We start from the raw sequence: 23,236 nt of genomic DNA on the forward strand, positions 1-23,236 counted from the left end.
TGATAAATCAATAGTATCTTGAATAGAAGTAACCAAAAAATCGGTAGTATCTCAAAATCTCCTCCTTCGGGAAGGAGGAGTACCCGTAGGGGGAGGTGGTAGGTAAACACGCAATTATTTTATTCACAACAAATTAGAGCCAACCTTATTTTACCTACCACCCCGCCCTATGGGCACCCCTCCTTCCCGAAGAGAGGGGAATTGATGATACTATTGACTTTTTAGGCAGCCCCAATGGAGATACTACTGATTTATTCCCCCCAACTGAAAACAAAAATTCTCAAAGGCTGTTTAGTTAGATAAATAATTTCCTAAACCAGAACCTTATGAAGAAAATTAGTTTTTTGGCAGTCATATTATTATTGTCTGTATCTGCCTTCGCAATCTTACCTCCCGGCAATATACAGGCTGCCTTCAAAAAGATGTACCCCAAAGCCAACGGTATAGCATGGTCGCAGGATGATGGCTATTATTGCGCTAACTTTGTCATGAATGGATTCACTAAAAACGTCTGGTTCAATACGCAGGCTCAATGGCAAATGACACAGACGGACCTTGTCAGTCTCGACCGGGTGACACCTACCGTATACAATGCCTTTGTATCCGGTCCTTATGCCAGTTGGGTAGTAAATGATGTAACCATGGTGGAGTTTCCTAAATGGCAGGCAATCATCGTCATTAAGGTAGGACAAGATAATGTAGATATCAAATACCAGCTCTTTTATTCCCCGCAAGGAATGTTGTTAAAAACCCGCAATGTCAGTTATATGTACGACATTCTCGGTCCGGGAACATTCTTATAAAAAAAGCCCTTGCCAAACATTAAATGCTCGGCAAGGGCTTTCTTATTTTTTATTCCCTGAGTTATTTCTTCTTTCTCAAAACAACAGCTGTACGTGCAGGAATATAGAGTTTCAGCCACTCTTTCTTTTCCTTCTTATACAACGGATCGGCAATCGTGAAATGAACTACTGAATCATCTGCAAGACCATTTCCGCCAAATGCAACATTATCCGTATTCAAGATTACTTCATAAGCTCCCGGACTAACGAGGAAACCATAATCTACAAAAGACTGTTTCGGATTGAAGTTAAATACAAATATCAGATCCTTACGTCCATAAGCCAATACCTGATCACCATCATTATGCCAGATCTCCTGAACCGGAGTCGCCTGGAAATCTTTCACACTCTTGATCACTTTCAGCATCTCAGCATCAAAGTCCCCCATATAGTGATAAGCCAGATTCTTGTTATCTACCAGATCCCACTGACGACGGGCATATTTACAAGACCATCCATTACCTTCACGCGGAAAATCGATCCATTCGGGATGCCCGAACTCATTACCCATAAAGTTCAGATAACCGCCATTGATCGTCGAAGATGTCAGCAAGCGGATCATCTTATGTAAAGCGATTCCGCGATTGACTACATAATTCTCATCGCCTTTCTGCATATGCCAATACATATCTGCATCAATCAGACGGAAAATAATAGTCTTGTCTCCTACCAATGCCTGATCATGACTTTCCGCATAAGAGATCGTCTTTTCATCCTGTCGACGGTTGGTTACTTCCCAGAACATACTGGAAGGCTTCCAGTCCTCGTCAATCTTTTCCTTGATAGTCTTGATCCAGTAATCAGGGATGTTCATAGCCATACGGTAATCAAATCCGTAACCGCCATCTTCTACTTTGGCCGCAAGTCCCGGCATACCGGAAACTTCTTCAGCAATAGAGATAGCCTTCGGATTGACCTGATGAATCAACTCATTCGCCAATGTCAGGTAGCAAATGGCATTGCCGTCCTGATGACCATTGAAGTAATCTCCATAATTACAGAATGCTTCTCCCAACCCGTGGCTATAATACAACATAGAGGTCACACCGTCAAAACGGAATCCGTCAAACTTATATTCTTCCAGCCAGTATTTACAGTTGGACAATAAGAAATGGATCACTTCATTTTTACCATAATCAAAGCATAGTGAATCCCATGCCGGATGCTCACGACGAGGAGCCGGATAGAAATACTGGTTCGGATCACCGGCAAAGTTGCCCAAACCTTCCACTTCGTTTTTCACCGCATGAGAATGGACAATATCCATAATAACGGCAATCCCCATCTCATGAGCAGCATCAATCAGCGCTTTCAGTTCGTCAGGCGTACCAAAGCGGGAGGAAGCAGCAAAGAAACTGGATACATGATAGCCAAAACTACCATAATAAGGATGCTCCTGAATGGCCATAATCTGAATACAGTTATAGCCTTCCTGTGCTATGCGTGGAAGTGTTTTTTCGCGGAATTCATTGTATGTGCCTACTTTTTCCTCCTGTTGTGCCATTCCAATATGACATTCATAGATCAACAAAGGATTCGTAGTAGGCTTAAATGTCTTTTTCTTGAATTTATATGGCTTTTCCGGTGCCCAGACTTGTGCGCTGAATATCTTGGTCTGCTCGTCCTGCACCACACGTGTAGCCCATGCAGGAATGCGTTCACCTTGTCCGCCATCCCAATACACATTCAACTTATATAAGTCTCCGTGCTGAATGGCATCTGCCGGAAGATTGATTTCCCAATTACCGTTTTTCAGTTTTTTCAGCTTATAAGCAGCTTTCTCTTCCCAGTTGTTGAATGTACCTACCATATAAATATGAGTAGCATTCGGTGCCCATTCGCGGAACGTCCATCCTTTGGGAGTACGGTGCAGACCAAAATAAAGATAGCCTGATGCAAAGTCCGAAAGAGTTTGTTTTCCTTTATTGGTCAACTCGGCTTCCTTGTTCAGTGCATACTGGTGACGACCGGTAATGGCATCTGCGAAAGGTTCCAGCCAGGGATCGTTTTTGATAATGTTGAGTGTCTCTTTCATATCAGAATTGAATTAGGTTTATGCTTTTACTTTTACGATCACTTTCTTCACTCCATCAGGAGTAATGCCGGGAGCATGTCCGTCTTGCGGGAAGAAGATGGCAAACATTCCCGGTTTCACAGCTACATATGTCTCTGCCAGTCCTTCGAAGAAAGTAATATCTTTTTCGACATTATAAGGAGCGTCGGCAGGCACACAATCTTTGGCAGCAGTATACCCCATCACTTCTGTTCCCGACAATGGGATCTGAATATCAATAAATTCATTATGCGTTTCCAATTTCGCCTCTTCCTTAGTCTTAGGCTTTGTCTGTGCGATATTCACTAGCAGATCTTTTCCTTTCAGTTCAGTCTTGCCTATTTCCATGGCTTGGAGGTCATGAGATTTCAAGAACTCAATAGCTTGTGCAAACAAAGGATTCAAAGACGCGTATTTTTCCAGATTTTCTAAAGTATCTACTACCATATGAGTTTAATTTTTAAGTTTATATTTTTAGGTATTATTTTTAGGTATTATTTTATTCAAAATCATCAATTGTGTAATTGATGAAATCGGCAAATCTCTTGAACTGTCGGAATGCTTTCTCTATCTGCTCCATCGTGTCTGCCCGAGTGAAAAAATCATCGGGAACAAGATAAGAACAGACAAACTGTCTGCACTTCAGATAATCAATATATTTAAAATCTTTCGGGAATCCCTTGGGAGCTGTTTTCATGAAGTCCTCTCCCACTACAGGAAAATATTTTTTGAATTCGGGGTCTTCTACAATGGAGATATACTCTTCCACATTGTCATAAATGGCTTGGCGGACAGCTTTCAGTACATTGGGAGGCAAACACAAGCTTCCTCCGGCAAGCATACTTCCGTCAGGCTGCAGATGCACATAGTATCCGCAATGATCGGACTTCTTGCCTTTGGCATTGATATAACCGCCAAAATGTATCTTATAGGGTGTCTTATCCGCAGAGAAGCGGGTATCCCGATAAATACGATAGGTACAATCTTTGGGCTGGATTCCCCGGATTGTTTCATCGAACAAAGAAATGCGGGCGATTACTGTTGCCAGAAAGTTATCAAACTCGGCACGGGCTACTTCATATTCTGACCGGTGCTCATTGAACCACTCACGATTATTATTCGCAGAAAGATCTTTTAAAAACTGAAAGATAACGGGTATGTTCATCTTCATCATTTTCTATTATTACCCTACAAACGTACAAATTTTATTTCATATAAACTACAAAACGCAACAAAAGGACATAAAAAAAGCATCGGCCTGGTAAAACCGATGCTCTAACACATTTATCAAAAAAACAGACTCTTCTGCTTCTGATGTACTCTAAGCTTTCACAAGTGAAGTACAATCTCTTTTAATTAATCTTTATCTAATACTATGAAAAACACATAAATATAACAGATTAAAAAGAGGCTTTGTTCAACGGTTCTGTATATATTTCCGTTAATTTTAGTTATAGAATAAATATTTTTCATTGACAGGTATGATGAGCCGTTTCCAGTCTATCATCGCATTGAACAACATGATATGGGAGTAATCGCCCAATTGCGCCTGCCGGATATCTTTCTCCACTATGAACCGATTATCCAACAGTTCCGCACGCTTCGTCCCCTGAAGCAAGGGATGAGCCGGAGTATACCATGTATGTCCGTCATACAGCGCTATGTTGGCAATGGAGGTATCAGTCAGATATCCGTCTTTCACTATCAGAATATCGTCTGCCTTCCCTCTCCGGGCAAACAGATCATTCAATTCTTCCCGATTGGTACTCTTGTAACTATAATCAATAGTGTCCGAAGCAACCGGACGCAAGGAAGAAACCATTCTCATTTGATAAGGAGTGTATCCGACCTCTTCGATTTCCTTATCGTACACAATCCGGCACTTCCAGATACCGGACAGAGACGGAGGAGATATAAAGCCGGACAAATCAATGGGAGCCGCTTCTTTCCAAAAGGCGGCACGAGTCCGGTTCATGCGCGCTGTGTGATACGACAGATTATAAACCTGTCCGTCTTCTATGCGAATCGTTTCAATAAATTGGCACATATACTTTTTGTTTCATTTCATGATATTCACTTTCCACTTCACTACGGCAGGTTATTCCGCCTCCGCTCTTAAAATACATTCTGTCGCCTTCCTGCTCCACAAAACGTATCATAACGGCACTATCAAGGCTACTTCCGTCGAAATACCCCATCACACCCGTATAGAATCCTCTCTCATACGTCTCGGCTTCACTGATAATCTGCATCGTCTTTTTCTTGGGAGCACCGGTGATAGAACCGGCAGGCAAGAGTTTGAAAAGAATGTGTCCCAGACTTTCCCGATAATTATCCGGCAAGGTTCCCTGTATTTCAGAACTCGTCTGAAGAATAGTTCCGCGATTCGTCTGCAACTTATCGATATACCTGTATCGGGACACAGATACCCGATCGGCCACTATACTTAAATCATTGCGGATCAAATCTACGATAGTAGCATGTTCGGCTGCCTCTTTCGGATCATCCATCAGCTGCCGGACAGCCGAAGGCAATGATGCATCAAGAGTACCTTTCATCGGATAAGAACTGATTTTTCCCTGTTGGATTCTGACAAATATCTCGGGAGAGAAAACAGTGAACTGATCCCTGACCCACAATTTATACATTGCTTTTGAACGGAAGAAAATATCTTTCAGACTAAGGTTCGTCTCTATCGGCGTGCGGCATGTCAGATTGGTCAGAAAGCTGTTTCCGGCAAATATATTCCGTTGGACAATATCAAATGACCGACGGTAACTATCGAAAGATTCGGGATAAGAATTCCAGCGGACAGGCTCTTCAGAACAAGAAAGCACATCATTCAATGAAGATTGGTTGGTAAATCCATTTAGGTTATATACTACTTCAGAAGGGTCAACAGAAGCAACTTCTTCTACATAAGAGGCATCCTGCAAATAATTAATGATAAAAATAAAAGGCCGGCAGGATTGCCCTAAATGGTTCATTCTCCGAATCGTTTCTTCTCTTGTATATAATTGCATAAAGTCTTTCTTTTTGGGAGAGCAAAAGTACGCAAAAAGTAGATCATTCAAAAAAAGAAGCAATAAAAAAGGGTTGCCAAAATGTTCCCCGGCAACCCTTTCTATCTGGAATTGGTAGTTTACTTCATAGCTGCTTGCACTTGAGAAAGCATAGTTTTAGACTTTGTATCTTCCGGAGAAACTTTGGTAGCTTCTTCCAAGTAACCTATAGCTTCTTTAAATCTGCCATCCGCCTTTTCCTTTTCTGCAGCATATTTGTCTGCATCAGAGTTTGCCAGAGGAGCAGCCTTTTTCAGGATATTCGCACCGTCGTTATAGCATAAAACGCCCAGGCTATACAAAGCATTGGTTTTATATGTTTTATGATCCAAAGGAATCACTTTCTTAAAGCATTCTTCTGCTTCTTCAGCTTTTCCGGCTTTCTGCGCAGCAATACCTGCTTTCAGGTAGTGGAGACCATAGTTCTTAATCATTGTTTTATTGTCCGGGTCTACTTTCAGACCTTCTTCCAAGGTAGCAACATACTCGTCAGTCTTCTTCATAGCATCCAGTGCCAGCGCTTTACGGGCATAAGCATTACCTATATTGAATTTCTTTTGAATAGCAATATCAAAGAAAGTCACAGCTTCTGCATACTTTTTCACTTCATCTGCAGCCATACCACAGTAATAAGCGATTGCAGAATCCTGGTTATTCGTTTGTTTCAGATACTCGCTGAATTTAGCATAAGCTACGGGATAGTTCTTGGCATTAAAAGCGTCGCTTCCTTCTTTTTTCAATTGGCTAGGGTCAGTTTGAGCGAAAATGTTAGTCACAGTAAGGCAAAATGCAAATAAAAAAATCAATTTCTTCATAACTTTATTGTGTTTTTTAGTTGTTAATCGTCCAAAAGTATAAGTAATAACAGAGAATCGCAACATCATTTTACCTTTTTTGAGCTTTTTGAAACCTATATAACGTTCGTTATTCTTCGTAAAAATAGATTTGCGAGTATCCGGCAGGGAGGAAAAAAGACACTCCTTCCGCCTCAATAATTCAGCGAAAGGAGTGATATTCAAATAGTTTAGTTATTGGTCAGATAGCGTTTTTATTAGCATATTCGGAAAACTCACAGCCAAAAGTATCTACCAGATAATTATCCAGATCGTCTGCCTTGAAAGCAAGATGGGTCAGATTCGTCTTAACATCTTCCGAATAATCCGAGAATATATCAGAAATATGCACACGATAAGAAAGATAAATCTGATTTCCATCCAGTCCGAAACGATAAGGAGCAATCTCTGTCTGAAGTAAATAGGTCAGCACAGGTTCCAGGTTCTTCTTTGGCAAAATATTCAGCGGGGAGGTGGTAAACAGATAAGAACGGTCGTATACAAACATACGTATCTCCGAACTTCCCTTATAGAATTTCCAGCCTTCGTATCCCACACGTGCCAATACCGGATTGATTCCCATCGCTTCAATGGCTTCTTCGCAGAATACAGCCAGATCAGTCAGTCCCCTCTCCTTAAAGATTTCTTCCGGCAGTTTGTCACCGCAACAAGGGCAATATTCATCTTCTTCGGAAATGAATTCATCGCAACTGTTACACTGCACATTGAAAACAGAGCGATCCAGACTTTCTATATTCTCCAGTACCTTTTTCAGTGTATCCACAGGAATACCAAATCCCATATTATCCGCATCGGTGATCTTACTGGCGGTAATGGCGATCAGTTCCCCACGTTCATTGAACATGGGACCTCCGCTATTTCCCGGATTGACCGCAGCATCTGTCTGAATATAATAACTGTTGTTAATCAGCTGTCTGGGAGAAGAAACCGTACCTTCAGTCACGGTGAACGGCATACCAAACGGATAGCCGGCCACATTTATCTTCTGTCCGATCGCGACTTCTTTCAACTCCGATAACCGGATATCCGGAAGAGCAGAAAAATCCCCTTCCACAGACAGCAAAGCAATATCCAATACGGAATTTACCATAACGACCCTGGCCAGAAACGAATTCTTATCATTATCCTGGATCGCTACCTGACGGAATCCCTCTACTACATGATAATTGGTAACAAACAGATCATATTGTTTCAGATAAAAACAACTGCCGCAGCCACCGGCATGATTCACTTTATAAATGGCATTGTATATATTCTGTTCCATAGTCTTGTTCTTTATTTGTTAGTGTCCTCTCCCGTATTGTTATTGTTGCCATACATACCGGCCATCATCTTTTGCATATTCTCCATAGCAAGTTGCTGCATCTTCTGTATTTGCTCCATATCGATATTCTGCATCGCCTGCTGCATCATTTCCTGTTGCATCTGTTGTAGTTGTGACATGTCGAAGCTCATTGTTTCTCCGTCTTCGTCACCACCTTCTTCGTCATCATCTACATCCAGTTCTCCTTCCATGATATTGTCCATCGCTTCATATAATATCGGAGCAGCTTCTTCCCATGACATGGCAGAGGTAGCCTTCATAGCTTTCGCAACTACCGCATTCACATCATTCTGCACATTATTATAATAGTACAATTCATAGAACTTATTAATAATAAGCAAGCAGCAAACGATGAAGTCACCTGATTCCAATGCCGAGCCGGCTTTCTCGTATGTATCTTCAAAGTTATCCTGAATGTTTTTCAGTACGGAACGGCGTCTGTCCGAAATGAAAGTTTCAACAAAGTAAAGATCGGTAGCCAGTTGCTCCTTCGTCATTTCCTGAAGGCGTGTGACAACAGATTTGGTACGGGATACGATCTCCGGCAATGGCATATCCTCGCGTCCGTGATCTGTAATCGCCTTATCAAGATCATTCAGCAGTTGCCCCTGCGGACAGACAAAATAGCATATTTTAAGAAGCGTACTGGATAATATATTCCAGGCATAACCATACTTTCGTTCTGTCTCAAAGTATTTTACAGCGTCCATACATTCCTTGCAGGTCTGCTGAAGAGCTTCGTATACCTTATCTACCGTTTCATCGTCGTATGGAGTAATTTTGGGTTCATAAATACGCTCGGCCTTGAACTTAGTCACAAATTCATCATCATATTTATCTCCTATCCGGCAAATTTCCTCAAGCACATAGTACATCTTGTAAGGATTGCATAAAGCCACCGGACAATGAAAGTCAAAGAACAACTTATCATTCTGCAAAGAGATACATGCTAATGTCAGTTCTGTCAGATTCAAAGCTGCCACCTGCCGCAGTAAAGGTATCCTTCCCTTTTCCGGCAGCAACAGAAACGGAGCTGTAATATTCAGTTGGTCACCCTCCAGCTTCAGATAGACCATAATGGAACCATGAGGCACAGCAAACTCCGTTCCTTCCGCATTACCAAATTTGCTGCGTAACTCCGGATCAATATAATCCAGCAACAGATAAAAAGACTGTAAGTGCTCTCCCTTTTCAAAAGCATCTGTACTCTTCTCAAAAGCTTCTACATCCACCTTGCTCTGTGTAGAAGCAATGATCGGACTATGAAAACTCAGTGTTTGTTTCATAATTCTAATGTTTGGTTTAACAAATTATTTCATTCTCATTCTTAATCATTTAAAAGTCCCGAAGCACAGCCTCCAATGTCGTTTCCTGCGCTATCCCCATCTTTTCGGTACGAATTCTTTTCAGTCTTTTCTTCACCGAATCTTTCTCCAGATGCATGATCTTAGCAATATCAGTCTGCGAAAACTGCATTTTCACCATACAGCAATACCGCAAATCCTCCTCATTCAGTGCAGGATACTGATTCTTCAGACGTTCTGTAAAATTCAGGAAGATACTATTGGCATTCTTGAATATTACTTTCCAGTCCTCATTCTTGAGCATTATATTCTGCTGGGTCTTCGGATTTTCAATCACAGGAATACAAGTTTCATTCAGGCGCTTAAAGAACTCAACCTTTAGTAAAGCCTCTTTCTCCCGAATCTGCGCTTCCCTTTCCTTAGCTTCCGACAAGTCTTTTTCTGCCTGTAGTTTTTCTATTTCACGGTACTTCAGCAACTCCTGCTGATGGGCAATCTGTCCTTTCTGACGCAATACTTCCTGTTGTTTCCTTTTATATAAAAAGAAGTAGATTCCCCCCCCTAACAAAATCGCCAGGCAACAAACAATAGTCACAACGTACAGTTGCAGCTTCCTTTCTACCGCCTGTTGCCAGAGACAGGTATTGGCTTTTTTCAATTCATCATTGTGATAATTCCGGTGCAAAGTCAGTAAGCCTTCCTTATCTCTCTCCTCTATGAGCCTATCCCGCAAGTCAGCATGTCGGTTCATATAATAATATGCCGAATCCATCTGCCCGGTAGCGGCATAAATCTCAGCCTTAGCCAAAGACCTTCGAGTTGTATATTGTATATCTGTTGTATCTTCCACCGCTTTATTAATGTAGTAGAAAGCAGAATCATACTGATGCAGTTCAGTCAGTGTGTTTGCCTTATTTATATAATGATCATAGATATATTCATTTTCCTCTCCGAAAAGTTCAAATAGAATAGCCAAATCTTTATCGCGATACATCAACGCCTGTTTATAGTCCTTCATCGCCATGCAAAGATGGGCATGCTGTGAATAAATATGTGATAATGTTCGGACCAAGTTCTCTTTCTCAGCCAGTTGTATCGCTTGCACAGAATATTTATAGGCGCTATCCAGTTGATTTGTCTGCATAAATCCGTGAGTGATATACGGCAACAGTGCACAGATATACAAAGGGCTGCCTGTCCGTTCGGCATAAGGTAACGCTGCCTTCCCCAACCGTAGTTCCTCATCAGGAATCAGTCGCAAGTTGAAAAGACGACTCATTTTATACCTGACCATGAATTGAAGTTCATCGTTATCATTCTCTCCCAACCAATCGATTGTCTTTAGGAAATTATGCAGGGAAGCTTCCGAATCTTCATTATCCATTGCTACCAGACCGGCATTATAATAAGCCAGTGCCGCATGAACAGAGTCCGTGGTTCCTTTATAATAATCGATTGCAACAGATATAAGTGAATCACTTTTATGTTCCTCATCAGATGACTGATTGATCACCTGAGTCATTAGCAATGCATACAAAGCCCTATTTGAATCCGACAGTTTCTCCGGATACTGAATTTGGCGAAGTAAAGAAAGAGCGCTGTCCGGTTTCAGCTTGATCAATTGTTCGATAGATAACAATCGGTCGGCTGTATGATGACAAGCAGTCAATAAGAATCCTAACAATATAAAAAGTAAAGTTTGTCGTAAATGCTTCATGAACAAAAGGTTTATGTTTCCCAACTAAAGAGACGAATCTCTGAATGCAAATGTAGGAATAATAATGGGAGTTCCTTTATAAAATGGGGGTATAAATAGATTCTTGACAAAACTAAATATTTGCCTGTTTATCAAATGAATATAGTATATAGCAAGGGGTATATAGGGGGACATTTACTGTTTTATAGGGGATAAACTAATATTCGGAATAACAGAAATTACCTGCATCATCAATAGATAATAAAAGAGCCAACCGCAAACAGACTCTTACAATACTCCCAGCAATATATACTTTTCAATGATCCATTTATCATTAATTTTACGACTATCCATAATAGCTTCATCGCCACAAAAGTCGCCCAAAAATGTAAAAGCAATAAAAGAGTCCAAATTGTTTTTCCGCATCAAAATAGATCCTCGATATTTTTTATATTCCTGAAAAAGAAATTTATAGTTTTCTCTTTCCCAAATTTTAAATCCTTCTGGAAATTCTAAATAGTATTTCAATTTGATTAGAGCTTGCAAGATGTGATATGAAAGAAAAGTTCTATCTTTGTGAAGGATTGATTATCATTTGCAAGTTTAACTGATAGAAACCATGGAGGAGAATAAATATTTTGCGTTTATTAGCTATAGTCGTAAAGATCTTGGCGTAGCAAAGCAGATTAAAAACAACATTGAGAGCATTACGGGAAAGAAATGCTGGATGGATATGGAAGGAATTGAAAGTGGAGAACAATTCGTTGATGTTATAGTTTCAGCCATCGATAACTCTAAATACGTTATCTTTCTCCTTTCAGATAATTCTATGGCATCTAAATATGCTCAAAAAGAAATCACATACGCAGATAAGGTAGGAAAGAAACTCATTCCTCTTAACATTGATAGATGTACACCAAAAGGATGGTTCTTATTTAATTTTGGAGAAGTGGATGTTATAGATGTAAATGTTCACGAACAACTAGAAAAGTTTTATAGTAATATAAAATCTTGGAGTTCTAACCAAAATTTAGAAAAGTCATTTCCTTCACTATTTTTAGATGAATCAGGACAAAAAAAGGTACTTTACCTAATGTTTCTGATAGATAGTTCAGGGAGTATGTACGGAGAACGAATGGAAGCTTTAAATGCATCTTTAGCATCTGTATTTGAGAATTTCAGCATAATTAATCCTGATATTGATATAAAAATAAATATACTTCAATTTAGTTCAGGTTGTCAATGGATGTATGCAGAGCCAATTAATATAGAGTTTTTTAGATGGAAATTAATTGATGCGAGGGGATTAACTGATTTAGGATACGCGTGTCACGAGTTAGACAACGTAATGTCTAAAAAAATATTATTTTCTTTAGATAATTGTCCTGCTGGTATCATACCTCCAGTACTTTTCTTGATAACTGATGGAGAACCAACTGATGAATACCTTCCACATATGGCAAAACTTTGGAACAATCACTTTTTTAAAAAATCCAACAAATTTGCTATAGGACTGGGAGGTGATTTTTCTATAGATGCGCTAAAGCTATTTACTAAGAATCAGAAGCAGGTATTTACAATTAGTGATGAGGCTTTAAATGAATTCAAAGCGCTCGTCACTCGATTACTAACGATGAGTTTGTATGCCGGTTCTATGGCTTCATTAAATGAAGAGTAAATCTATTCTTTATCATTTCCAAAATGTTGAAACGGTTTTAATGTGCCAATTGCAGTGTTGCAGTCATAAGCTCTCCTCAAGCCTTTCTACACTGACGTATGTTCGGATAGCTATATTCATGAAGTAAGAGATTATAAGGGAGGCATTGTGAGTCTTAATATGGGTGAAGCAAATGCGAAAAAAGAGCATTTAAGTTATTCTCAGTTAGATAATGCAACATTAGAGATGTGGGCTCAATCGTTAAACCTACCTATAGGATTACAGAATAGGATATCTGTGAATTTGAAAAAAAGATCGTGATCAACATCTCTTAGAAAATTAGAAAGACATAGGCCATAAGTTTAAGAGACTGTTTTTCCACTGTTAGTGACCTGCAAATGGGAAATTGTATCTTTTTTATAGCACTCAGGCTTTTATTATAAAAGATAAAAGACTGATTATATATTTTATAATCAGTCTTCACCAGTGATTCCGAAGCGATTCGAACGCTTGACCCACGCCTTAGAAGGGCGTTGCTCTATCCAGCTGAGCTACGGAACCATCCTTATTTGCGGATGCAAAGGTAGTGTTTTTTACGAGAACTCAAAAACTTTTCGATACTTTTTTATTCACATTTTTCTTTATTACTAGAAATCAGCCATTTATAAAATATGTATTATAAATGTTATTCTATTAAAGATTATTTTATTTCTGCTGCTAAATTATTTACCACCTGATAATACTCTGTAAGCCTATTCAGAATTAAATCCACATTATTGTCTTTTATAACATCTACATGAAAATATACGCGTCCGTCCGCATCCTCATCTAAATACCGTTTTGGATATTTCTCAAGTAATTGCTGTTTATAAGGATACCAATCTTTTTTTCTCCAAGTTGTAATATAAATCTTAAACTCTCCAATTGGATTATCCTTGGTTGCATGATAGCTTGATTCAATTCCAATTCTAGGTCCTTTATCATTGAAGGAGATACCTAAATCCCAACCTTCCCAAACCCACCATTCAGCTTTTGTAGACTCTATTATTTTAGTTTTCAACATACTGATTTGTTCCTTTTGAATAGAAAGTATATTATTCTGATAGTTCTGATAACGAATAATCAGTTCTTTAATTTCTTCCTGATTTTCAAAGAAAAACTCATTCTCTGGATTCTGTTCTATACGATGTGTCATATTCTCAATCGTTTTAATAAAGTCTAATAAATAAGTTAGATATTTCTGATTACAAGTAGTCAAATAGCTTCCCATATTAAGCTTCACTACTCTAAAGAAATCCGCATAAGTTATGACTCTGAAGCCATTTTGATGAATGTATTTCAATTCATTAATATCAGTGATACGTCGTGCAGAGAGGACTATAAAAATACATTTCTTATTACCATATCTGTACATACAGTTCTTTTTATAGATATTCAAAGGATTATATACAGCAGCCATTATTTTATTTTCAATACAGACTATAAAATCTGGAGTTTCAATAAGTAAATCCATACGTTTTCCGTCCGCATCTTCTTCCGTTCGGATACGAATCTGTTGCTTATCATATAAAGAATTAGCCTGCTGTACTAGTTCCAAAAGCGAATGTAACAGTAAATCATGCAATTTGTGCTCTGCAACCGGATTAAAATAAAATTGTAAAACACGACTACAGATTTCTTCAAACCTACTATATGGATACTTACAAATCTCCATAAAAGTAATTTCATTTTTCTCATGCGGCAATTGGCTAAATTTCCGCAATAACTGAATATATGACTTTATATCTCCCATAGAATTATTTTTTCTTATCCCGATATCCCATATATCATATATCTTATTTATCTTTGTGCCTGTCAAATATAAAATCAAAAACTATGTTGAGTCGTATTATCGTATTGGTCATAGCCGGAGTTGCTGTCGTTTATATCGTCCGCTTTATAGATAACTTCTTGTCCCAGCACAGAAGAAAATATTAAATAAGATATATATCCAATCAGGAGAAGTTCATTTAAAACTTCTCCTTCCGTTCAAATTCACCTTCTTCGGTGTAATACTTCCATGTGCCTTTAGGCTGATTATTTGAATATTTCCCACGAAGCTTGAGCTTTCCATTTTCGTGATATTCACGGTAACGTCCGTGACGTTTTCCCTCTTTCACTTCCGCTTCGCTTTTCAATGCTCCTTCCGGATAGAACTCACGCAGAACATTTCCTTCAAACTTCTCAATATAGAAACGCTTTAACTCACTCATCTGCTCCTTTTCGGTCACAGCTTCTTCATCCATATCCTGATCTTCCTCATCGCTGACAACGGCCACCACCTCTTCCGGCTCGTACGGACGGTAATCCATCACATACTGCAGAGAAGCTTGGTTGTTATCTCCGATTACCTGCATCGTCCAGTAAGGAAATGAATACAAGATATCTTTATTCGATTGTATTTCATTCCATGTAGCGGGATTCATCATAGGTTTCAATTGTGAGTAGAACTTGTGCATATCTGTATACAAGAAGATTGTGGAACTTGATTTCATATACGAATAAGCATCCTTAAATCCTGCATTATTCTTCAGTAAATTCTTCTGTTCGTAATCTTCTACAAAGGAAAGCAAGGAAGCCGGTTTATTGCTGAAAACGACATAATCATCCACATAAGTATAATATGGCTTCTCAAATTTATCAAACAGCTTTCCGAAGAACAGACGGAAGAAACCTTTCATTTCAACATAATTGATTTCAAAGTCCTTATAATTAACAGACTTTATCTTAACCGGAGACCGGCGTTTGATCTTCTTTTCAATAAACTCCATATTCTTACGGGCGTCTTTGATGCTTTTTGCCCGAATAGCCAGAATCACTTCAGGATCATGTCCTAATAAGCCCGGTTCGGATTGCGTTATGGCAAACTCTCCGGACATCCAGCTCAGGAAGTTCTCTTCCAGAGAAATACCAAACAGGCTTTCTATCTTTTTCCGCGAACTCTGATAAGAGTCATACAACAGTTTATCATGAACAGACAGAGCGTTCTCTAGTTCCTTCACGAAAGTTACCGGACTATCGAAGCCGATATTTGTATAAAGAGCCGTTCGCCCGGACAAAATCTCGTGAGCTTTCATTTTATGCTTTCCCGAATTCAGCAAGGCAGTGATATAAGGATCCACCGAATCTTTCTTCAACGTATAACCTTTCACTTCCATCCGGTCCTTATCCATATTCAGGTAAAGGCCCGCAAAATTCATAGAATTACTGAACAGATCGACATATTCATTTCTCGCTCCCAGATAAATGGACATAAACTGAGGAATACGGGCATAGTTGATAAATACCCTGACAAGCCCTTTACCGGAAACTAATTTTTCCGTTTCAATAAAAGACTGGTCAAGTCCGATCTTAGGCTTATTACGGGAGTTGATGGCAGATTCAACAAGGCCGGAAGTATAAGAGCCTACCAGGTGATTATCCACAAAAGCAGTATAAAAGACATCACGGGTATCCGGATCACGCATTTCAAGAATGTTAATTCCATTATGCATTCGATTAGTGACAGTAAAGCCGGACATTGCCAGCACTGTTTCGACCTGATCCTTCAATAAATCCATTTTAGAAGCTTTCTGCATATCTACTATAAGCAGAAAATCCCAATCGGTAGCGCGGGTCTTATGAAGTGAGATAAGCAGATCCCGCTGACCGACCAGTGATAACAGTACTTTATTGCTTTTGACAACCGAGTCAAGCTTTTCCACGCTCTTCGCAACTTCTTCAAATGATTTCGCTTTTCTCAGACATTGCCAGGTTTCGCTTCCACTAAACTTTTCCCAGTCTTCTATCGGAGCAGATGACTGAATGATAAACGCTGCATCCTCTGGCACCAGATAGATCTGCTGAATATTACGGTCGGGCGAAATAAACAGATAAACGATGGAGTATACCATGTATACAGCCAAAGCTAGTCCTGCCGTAATCAAAGTTCTTTTTACAATTTTTCGTGTATTATTTTTCTTCTCATTTTTCCCGGGTTCGACATATTGCCCTTGTTCCCCATTGTTTAATTCATCCATTATTTATTTGTTATTGAGTTGATTGGGCAAAATTACTAAAAAAAAGATGGAAGATGAAATTCATAGGTCGGTTTATACTTTAAATCTTCTCATCCACCTATATCCGCCACAGATCACAACTACTCCATCTTCTTAGGGAATGAAAGGATAAGATAAAATCGTGCGCAGATGAATTGGAATAAAGTTTTTTAAACAAAGACATCTGCTTAAAACAAAAAAGGGACAAGAAAAAAAAGTAGAAAACTAAAATAACCAACTTGCATACTATTAGTGTATATTCATCACCTTTTAATACATATAAGTACATTATTATATCACATATTTATATTTTTATTTTAAAACACAAATTCATCATTCTATCTTACATCTATAAATTCCAAAATTTCATTTACAATATACTTTGTGTTAACCTAAGGCAATTATACAACTTTCAGTTAATTAATAAACAAAATAAATAATTTTACAACAATCTACCAAATAAAGCAAACAAAATGATTGTTTTCATGTTATTACAAGTTACATTTACTTCGTAAATACAATTTCCTGCTTTATCAGAAGGGAACAAATGTATTTTATTTGATATTAATTCATGATTGAGCACAAACAAACAGCTATTGAGACATCATGGTCCGATAGCATACATAATATAAGATCGCCTCCTCCCCTGATTATTCACCTGAGGCTAGTTTATTATGCCTAATACAAATAAATGAAAATAATTATTGTTACTTGGGGGACTTTGCTTTTTTATTGATAGTTCAAGACATTTAGAAATTGAATTTTCAATAAACATAACTCATGATCAATATTGACCTCCCAAAAAACAAACAAATTTGAGATCATATTATTTGAGTTTATAGATGTGCACAATTATGAAATCATAGTTGGCATATAATCTACTATGTCTTTTGAATTAGAAAGAAAAAGCAAACTCTTTAGGAGTGACGTCATTTAAAATATAACAACATGATGTATTTAAAGACAATATCTATTGCTGCATCTTTCTTAATAGCAACAATATTTGAGAATCAATCATACTTAGTTTTATTGTTGATTGTAATAAGTTTCTATCTCTACTGGCATTTATTTCATTATCTTTCCATACAAAAAGAAAGAAATTTCCTCAAAGAAGAGAACCAGTATTTTATAGATTCTTTCCAAAGTATTCGAAATCCAATTACCTTAGTCCATGTTCCTTTACGAACGATCTGTAGTGACACCTGTCCCGAGAATATGAAGAATGATTTATTACTAGCTATTCGGAATATAGAATGCTTAAATGAGAATCTGGACAGATTGTCCGGATTGAAATATTTGCATAATCATCCCGAAGCCATGGACATTACCGAACATGAATTAGGAAGCTATGTAAGAAGCAGAATTCAATCCCTACAAGGCTATGCAACGAATAAACACATAAAACTAATCATCAATACAAACTTCACCTATGCCAGTGTATGGTTTGACAAAAGCAAAGTCTCACCAATTATCGATAAATTCATAACTAATGCAATCGACTGTTCCAAACCAAAAACAAACATTACATTACTGATTTCTATCAGTCAGGAACATTGGGAAATAAGTGTACCCGATTCAGGAGATGGTAAACTGACAAAGCTTTATAATCAAAATAAACATCGGTTGATGAGACAGACAACAGAATTTGAATGCGATTTTGCAAAAAGCATATTATATAAGAAACTAACGAATTTGTGTAATGGAAAAATCATAGTAAACAGTACATATCATACTGTCACATTAAAGTTTCCAGTAAAATGCTCTTGTAAAAACCAATTAAATCATTCGGCATTGAGTATCACCAATCATACTGAGATTGAAAAGATAGATCGTTTGCTTTCAAAGGCTCCCTGTAAAAGAAGTTCTCACAAGCCGACAGTCGTACTTGCCGACAGTAATGATGATTTCCGATCCTATCTGACAAGTTGTTTAACGGAAGAGTTTACTATTAAAAGTTTTAGAGATGGCATCGAAGCGATGGCTTACATAAAAAATGAATATCCTGATTTAGTGATTTGTGATACAGAACTTCAAAACATGGATGGTGTCGAACTCTCATCAAGATTGAAAACATCTTGCGAAACATCAATCATACCTATCATACTTTATAGTTCGCATATAGATATTAACCAGCACAATAGAAGAAAGACTTCTTTAGCCGATACATTCTTGCAACAGCCCTTTAGTGTAACAGATTTAAAGCTTGAAATGTCAATCCTTATCAAAAACACTCGTTTTCTTCGAAAATCATTCTTACAACGATTATTTGGAGAAGAGTTTTTGGAGACAAAAGCGTCAGAAATATTGCAGGATGGTAAACACCCTTTGATAAGTAAAGTTACTAAAATCATTCTGGAGAATCTGAATAATGAAAAACTAACCATAGACTCCATTGCCAAAGAGCTTGGAATTAGCCGGACAAGTCTTTACAACAAGTGGACGCAATTAACAGGCGAAGCACTTAACAAATTCATTCTCAAAATCCGCATGGAAAAAGCGCATGAAATGTTAAAGAGTGGAAAATATCGCGTAAACGAAGTCCCAGAGAAAATCGGAATGAAAGATATGGATAACTTCCGCGAAAAATATAAGAAGTATTTCGGAAAGACACCAGTTGATACTATTAAAAACGTTTGAAGTATTTATATTGAAAAGCAGTTTTAAATAAAACAACCTGAGACCGATAGAAGAATTGTTGACGCAATCAACCAAACTTCTTTTTATCGGGCTCAGGTACCTTTCCGACACGCTATTCCTGAACGAATTTGCCTATATAGAAATTCTCATCTTCATTGACCGGTGTGTAATAAGGAACCCAAAAATTAAGGAAACCATAACGAACCTCTTCATTAGGGAAAGCCAAACGATAAAGTTGAAATTCTTTGTCATAGTCCTTGATAATCAGCTAACCTCTCTGATAAATCAATGGAAGCGGATTGTTGGCATCCACCCGATATTCTATAAATAAAATTACCCAAAGCCTGCAACAGAGGTTTATCGTATTCATCCACCAATACCACTACTCCGCAACCAGACTGCTCATTGGCACAACGAATAATATAGCTGAATCGTTCCTCCGGACTACGATCTTTTTTCTCATCTCCATATATAACTTTCGATTTTAATATAGTTCATCAATCAATGCTTATTGCATATCTCTTCATCCACCTATATCCGCCGCATTAACCATAGAAAAGGAAATCGAAGTGGAAATGAGAGCGGAACTCTATGAATTTCTGCTGGAGAATAAATTCAAAAACGGAATCATGTTCAAACGCTCAATAGAGCTTTTTGTGGAACATTATAATATGGAAGGTACAGTGAAGGAAGATAGCCTGATGAGGGCTTTTAAGAGGTGGAGGAAGGCGATGAAAGATAATAGAAAATACTAATACATCTAAAAAAGGGGCTGTCCGATTTTGGACAGCCCCACATAAAAATAAGTCTTATATTTAGGCTGCACTAATAAAGCTACCTAAATCTTTATATATTTCCTCTATTTTAATAAACTACTACCAGAGAACTATCTGTCCGATTCATCATCTCTCCAATGTTCAGGTTTGTTCAACTCATCCGAACACCTGATCTTTCCTTTATCCACATCAAATCCCTTCGGACTGATTGCCTGAACCATCCAATAATCCGAGAACTGTTCCAGTATCGGGTAAGGAGCAGGATAACCCAGCCTGGCTGCATCCGGTATAAAACCATATTCTGGATAATATTCTTTATGCCCCAATACAAACACAAGGCACGAACCTTTTTCCTGTAACCTCTCTATGCCTGCCCGTATCAGCATTCCGCCTATACCCTGCCGTTGATATTCCGGCTTGACAGCTAAAGGTGCAAGAATGTGCATCATCTGTAGTGCTCCCTGACCATCAAAATAGGCTCTGGTGAAGAGAATGTGTCCGACAGCCTCACCTTTGTAGAAAGCGAGCAACGAAACCATTGGTTCTGCGGTTTTGTCAGCCAGCAGGTCGGCTACCAACTGTGCTTCTTTGTCATAGCCAAACGCTTGTTTTTCAACAGTCATTATGCTGTCGAAATCATCTGTATTGGTCTCTCTAATTTGTATATTAATTGAATTTATCATTTCATTGTTTTTTTGAGCATGTATATCTTGCAGATAGTTATTATCCGTCTTATAGACATGCGATTATACTTATTATATAGAATATGAAAATAACTCTGGCAAGAATATGCCAGAGTATGAATTAAGGGATAACCTTGACAGACTGCCAAAGGTTATTTACTTCACGGACTCCTTCTTAGCTTTACACATAGACCGCAAAGGTAATGCTTTCTATTGCATTATGCTATAGTTTGCAGCGAAAACTATCCATCAATTTTACTTTTTTATTGATAGAAACTACTTTTATTTCATTCTCTCCCGGCTGCAACTCCACATTTTTCCATTCCAAAATAGCATACTGATCCGGCATTGCCTTACCATAGCTTTTTCCATTGACAAACAGTTCCGCCCCGGGCTGATTAGTGAATGCAGTAATCGTTTGCAGACATCGGGAACGTACGGTGTTACGTTTTCCGGCCAGATAAAGCACAGGTTCTTCCTTGTTCCAGTTAGCCTTATAAAAGTAGAACGCGTCCTTACGTACTTTCCGGTCAAAGGTAACCAGCCCCTTATCATTAATTCCCGGACGATCGCCTTCCGTACGGTGAGCCGCACCGAAATCAAACATATTCCATACAAAGCTACCCCATATATAAGGACGGGAAGAAATCGCTTTCCAGTTCTCGATATGATAATAGGTCTGCCAATTCTCCGGATGCCACCAACTGTTTGGCACGGATTTTACCAACGAATCCTGCTGATGATAAATGCTGGCACCGGCACCATACTCACTGATGGCAATACGAATTTCCGGATAATCTCTATGCATACCGTCCAGCCAGCGTCCTAAATCGGCCGGGGTGCCTCCATACCATCCGTCGTACCGATTCCATGCGATGGCATCCGTTATGAAATTCAAGTCACCCATTTGATTACTTGCCGAAGTGGTAGGACGCGTAGTATCTTCCTGATGCGCCAGCTCATTTAATTCCTTGATATATTCCACCGGATTATCACCGGATTCAAGCAGTTCATTGAACAGCCCCCATACACAGATGGAAGGATGATTAAAATGTTGGCGGATCAGCTCCTTCAGCTGTTCTTTCCCATTGGCACGGAAAGAAGGCAGATTAACAAATCCTTTATCATCATATCCTCCGGGACCGATAAAAGGTATTTCTGCCCAGACAATAATCCCATTCTTATCCATCAGATCATAGAAATAGGTAGCTTGCGGATAATGTGCCAGCCGAACCGCATTCACTCCCATTTCCAGCATCAGGGCTGCATCTTCTTCATGATGCTGAGGACGTAAAGCATTACCCACCTCACTCCTGTCCTGATGCCGGCAAACACCGTGAAGAGGCAGATGCTTGCCATTCAAAAAGAATCCCTTATCCGGATCAATCCGATAATAACGAAGTCCTAAAGGCTGCGTCACACAATCTACCAGCTGCCCTCCTCTCGACAGAGAAACCTCCGCCTGATAAAGGAACGGGTCCTGACGGCCATTCCACAGATGAGGATTATTTATCTCAAATGTAAGTTCCTGCTGCAAAGCTGCATTCCCGGCAAGAGTAAGTGTCTGTTTCTGTTGCGCCACCACTTTCTGACCATCCAGCAAACGGACACCCAGTTCTACTTCCTGACCGGCATTATTACCATTTGCCAAATCAACGACCGCCCTTATTTTCGCATATTGATGACTGACACTATCCTGTATCAGACGAACTCCCGGAGATGCATAATTCAAAGGAGAAATACATGCCTCATCAGTGATCAGCAGATGCACATCCCTGTAAATACCGCCATAAAAATTAAAGTCACCCACCAAAGGCATCACGTCCAGTTGTTCTCCATTATTCACCCGCACTAATATAGAGTTCTCTTTTCCATAATTCACCTCTCCGGTTATTTCAAAGACAAAAGCTCCGTATCCTCCACGATGTTCACCGATATGACGGCGATTGATAAATACATCTGCTATACTGTTCGCCCCTTCGAAACGAAGGAAAAGACGCTTGCCTTGCCATTCGGGACGAATGAACAGTTTCTTTTCATAATTACCGATTCCCCGTTTATAGTCGATCTTTCCGGACAAAGCATCCTGTGTATTCCAGGTATGGGGCAGATCTACTCTTATTTCCGACCCTTTCTGCACCTGATGCGAGAATCGGAACTTCCAGTTGTCGTTTAATAAAATATCCTGCCGCTGAGCAAATAGCGGCATACTGCAAAACAGAAATAAAGCAACTGCCATCAAACGGCAGCATGACATAATTGGTGTTCTCAT

Annotated in this window: 17 protein-coding genes, 1 tRNA gene and 3 pseudogenes; 4 read left to right on the forward strand and 17 right to left on the reverse strand. The window is 39.0% G+C overall.

Going from position 1 to position 23,236, the window contains the following annotated elements; translation table 11 throughout:
- Positions 1 to 326: 326 nt before the first annotated feature.
- Positions 327 to 803 carry a PepSY-like domain-containing protein gene (locus tag NBH01_RS03880; RefSeq protein ID WP_008761473.1) on the forward strand — a complete coding sequence of 159 codons (477 nt, stop codon included), beginning with the start codon at positions 327 to 329 and terminating at the stop codon, positions 801 to 803.
- A gap of 61 nt (positions 804 to 864) precedes the next feature.
- On the opposite strand, the gene NBH01_RS03885 is transcribed toward NBH01_RS03880, so the two are convergent.
- The 10 genes from NBH01_RS03885 to NBH01_RS03930 form a co-directional block, all read right to left on the reverse strand.
- A complete protein-coding gene (locus tag NBH01_RS03885; RefSeq protein ID WP_008765635.1) occupies positions 865 to 2,877 on the reverse strand; it encodes an alpha amylase C-terminal domain-containing protein in 2,013 nt (670 codons plus the stop codon).
- Positions 2,878 to 2,895: 18 nt separating this feature from the next.
- Positions 2,896 to 3,342 (reverse strand): NanQ anomerase/TabA/YiaL family protein, encoded by a 447-nt coding sequence (locus NBH01_RS03890; protein WP_008761472.1) that lies wholly within the window; start codon positions 3,340 to 3,342, stop codon positions 2,896 to 2,898.
- 52 nt (positions 3,343 to 3,394) lie between these two features.
- Positions 3,395 to 4,069, reverse strand: coding sequence for a DUF2461 domain-containing protein (locus tag NBH01_RS03895; protein WP_172681571.1), 675 nt, complete (start codon positions 4,067 to 4,069; stop codon positions 3,395 to 3,397).
- Between the two features lie 273 nt (positions 4,070 to 4,342).
- Positions 4,343 to 4,942, reverse strand: a complete 600-nt coding sequence (locus NBH01_RS03900; RefSeq protein WP_055298408.1) for an aminotransferase class IV family protein — start codon at positions 4,940 to 4,942, stop codon at positions 4,343 to 4,345.
- Positions 4,926 to 5,918, reverse strand: a complete 993-nt coding sequence (locus tag NBH01_RS03905; protein WP_225693629.1) for an aminodeoxychorismate synthase component I — start codon at positions 5,916 to 5,918, stop codon at positions 4,926 to 4,928. Before NBH01_RS03905 ends, NBH01_RS03900 begins: the two co-directional genes overlap by 17 nt.
- 119 nt (positions 5,919 to 6,037) lie before the next feature.
- Positions 6,038 to 6,772 (reverse strand): tetratricopeptide repeat protein, encoded by a 735-nt coding sequence (locus NBH01_RS03910; RefSeq protein ID WP_008761468.1) that lies wholly within the window; start codon positions 6,770 to 6,772, stop codon positions 6,038 to 6,040.
- A 220-nt stretch (positions 6,773 to 6,992) separates the two neighbouring features.
- Positions 6,993 to 8,075: a trypsin-like peptidase domain-containing protein gene (locus tag NBH01_RS03915; protein WP_250700001.1), complete on the reverse strand. Its 1,083-nt coding sequence runs from the start codon at positions 8,073 to 8,075 to the stop codon at positions 6,993 to 6,995.
- Positions 8,076 to 8,086: 11 nt separating this feature from the next.
- Positions 8,087 to 9,421 carry a type III secretion system chaperone family protein gene (locus tag NBH01_RS03920; RefSeq protein ID WP_055218006.1) on the reverse strand — a complete coding sequence of 445 codons (1,335 nt, stop codon included), beginning with the start codon at positions 9,419 to 9,421 and terminating at the stop codon, positions 8,087 to 8,089.
- A 49-nt stretch (positions 9,422 to 9,470) separates the two neighbouring features.
- The gene (locus tag NBH01_RS03925) at positions 9,471 to 11,156 is read right to left on the reverse strand and encodes a transcriptional regulator (protein ID WP_225693630.1); all 1,686 of its coding nucleotides are present in this window, start codon (positions 11,154 to 11,156) and stop codon (positions 9,471 to 9,473) included.
- Between the two features lie 267 nt (positions 11,157 to 11,423).
- Entirely contained in the window at positions 11,424 to 11,663 is a 240-nt protein-coding gene (locus NBH01_RS03930) for a hypothetical protein (RefSeq protein WP_225693631.1), read from the reverse strand.
- Between the two features lie 91 nt (positions 11,664 to 11,754).
- Between NBH01_RS03930 and NBH01_RS03935 the strand changes: the two genes are divergently transcribed.
- Positions 11,755 to 12,813 (forward strand): TIR domain-containing protein, encoded by a 1,059-nt coding sequence (locus NBH01_RS03935; RefSeq protein WP_055218011.1) that lies wholly within the window; start codon positions 11,755 to 11,757, stop codon positions 12,811 to 12,813.
- A gap of 466 nt (positions 12,814 to 13,279) precedes the next feature.
- On the opposite strand, the gene NBH01_RS03940 is transcribed toward NBH01_RS03935, so the two are convergent.
- The 3 genes from NBH01_RS03940 to NBH01_RS03950 form a co-directional block, all read right to left on the reverse strand.
- A tRNA-Arg gene (locus NBH01_RS03940) sits at positions 13,280 to 13,353 on the reverse strand.
- Between the two features lie 139 nt (positions 13,354 to 13,492).
- Entirely contained in the window at positions 13,493 to 14,584 is a 1,092-nt protein-coding gene (locus NBH01_RS03945) for a PD-(D/E)XK nuclease family protein (protein WP_055218050.1), read from the reverse strand.
- 217 nt (positions 14,585 to 14,801) lie between these two features.
- A complete protein-coding gene (locus NBH01_RS03950; RefSeq protein WP_008765626.1) occupies positions 14,802 to 16,850 on the reverse strand; it encodes a DUF3352 domain-containing protein in 2,049 nt (682 codons plus the stop codon).
- 969 nt (positions 16,851 to 17,819) lie between these two features.
- Here NBH01_RS03950 and NBH01_RS03955 point away from each other — a divergent pair.
- Positions 17,820 to 19,505, forward strand: coding sequence for a hybrid sensor histidine kinase/response regulator transcription factor (locus NBH01_RS03955; protein WP_008765624.1), 1,686 nt, complete (start codon positions 17,820 to 17,822; stop codon positions 19,503 to 19,505).
- A gap of 115 nt (positions 19,506 to 19,620) precedes the next feature.
- Here NBH01_RS03955 and NBH01_RS03960 read toward each other — a convergent pair.
- Positions 19,621 to 19,833, reverse strand: a pseudogene (locus NBH01_RS03960) (AAA family ATPase); the annotation flags it as partial.
- A gap of 64 nt (positions 19,834 to 19,897) precedes the next feature.
- Positions 19,898 to 19,996: pseudogene (locus NBH01_RS26625) on the reverse strand (AAA family ATPase); the annotation flags it as partial.
- Between the two features lie 48 nt (positions 19,997 to 20,044).
- Between NBH01_RS26625 and NBH01_RS03965 the strand changes: the two are divergent.
- Positions 20,045 to 20,260, forward strand: a pseudogene (locus NBH01_RS03965) (hypothetical protein); the annotation flags it as partial.
- Between the two features lie 131 nt (positions 20,261 to 20,391).
- Here the strand turns inward: NBH01_RS03965 and NBH01_RS03970 are convergent.
- Complete coding sequence (locus NBH01_RS03970) at positions 20,392 to 20,964, reverse strand: GNAT family N-acetyltransferase (protein WP_008765622.1); 573 nt, start codon at positions 20,962 to 20,964, stop codon at positions 20,392 to 20,394.
- Positions 20,965 to 21,187: 223 nt separating this feature from the next.
- Positions 21,188 to 23,236 carry a beta-glucuronidase LacZ4 gene (lacZ4, locus tag NBH01_RS03975; protein ID WP_055298369.1) on the reverse strand — a complete coding sequence of 683 codons (2,049 nt, stop codon included), beginning with the start codon at positions 23,234 to 23,236 and terminating at the stop codon, positions 21,188 to 21,190.

The sequence above is a fragment of the Bacteroides sp. B1-V-101 genome (assembly GCF_023656585.1).
GTDB lineage: Bacteria > Bacteroidota > Bacteroidia > Bacteroidales > Bacteroidaceae > Bacteroides > Bacteroides thetaiotaomicron.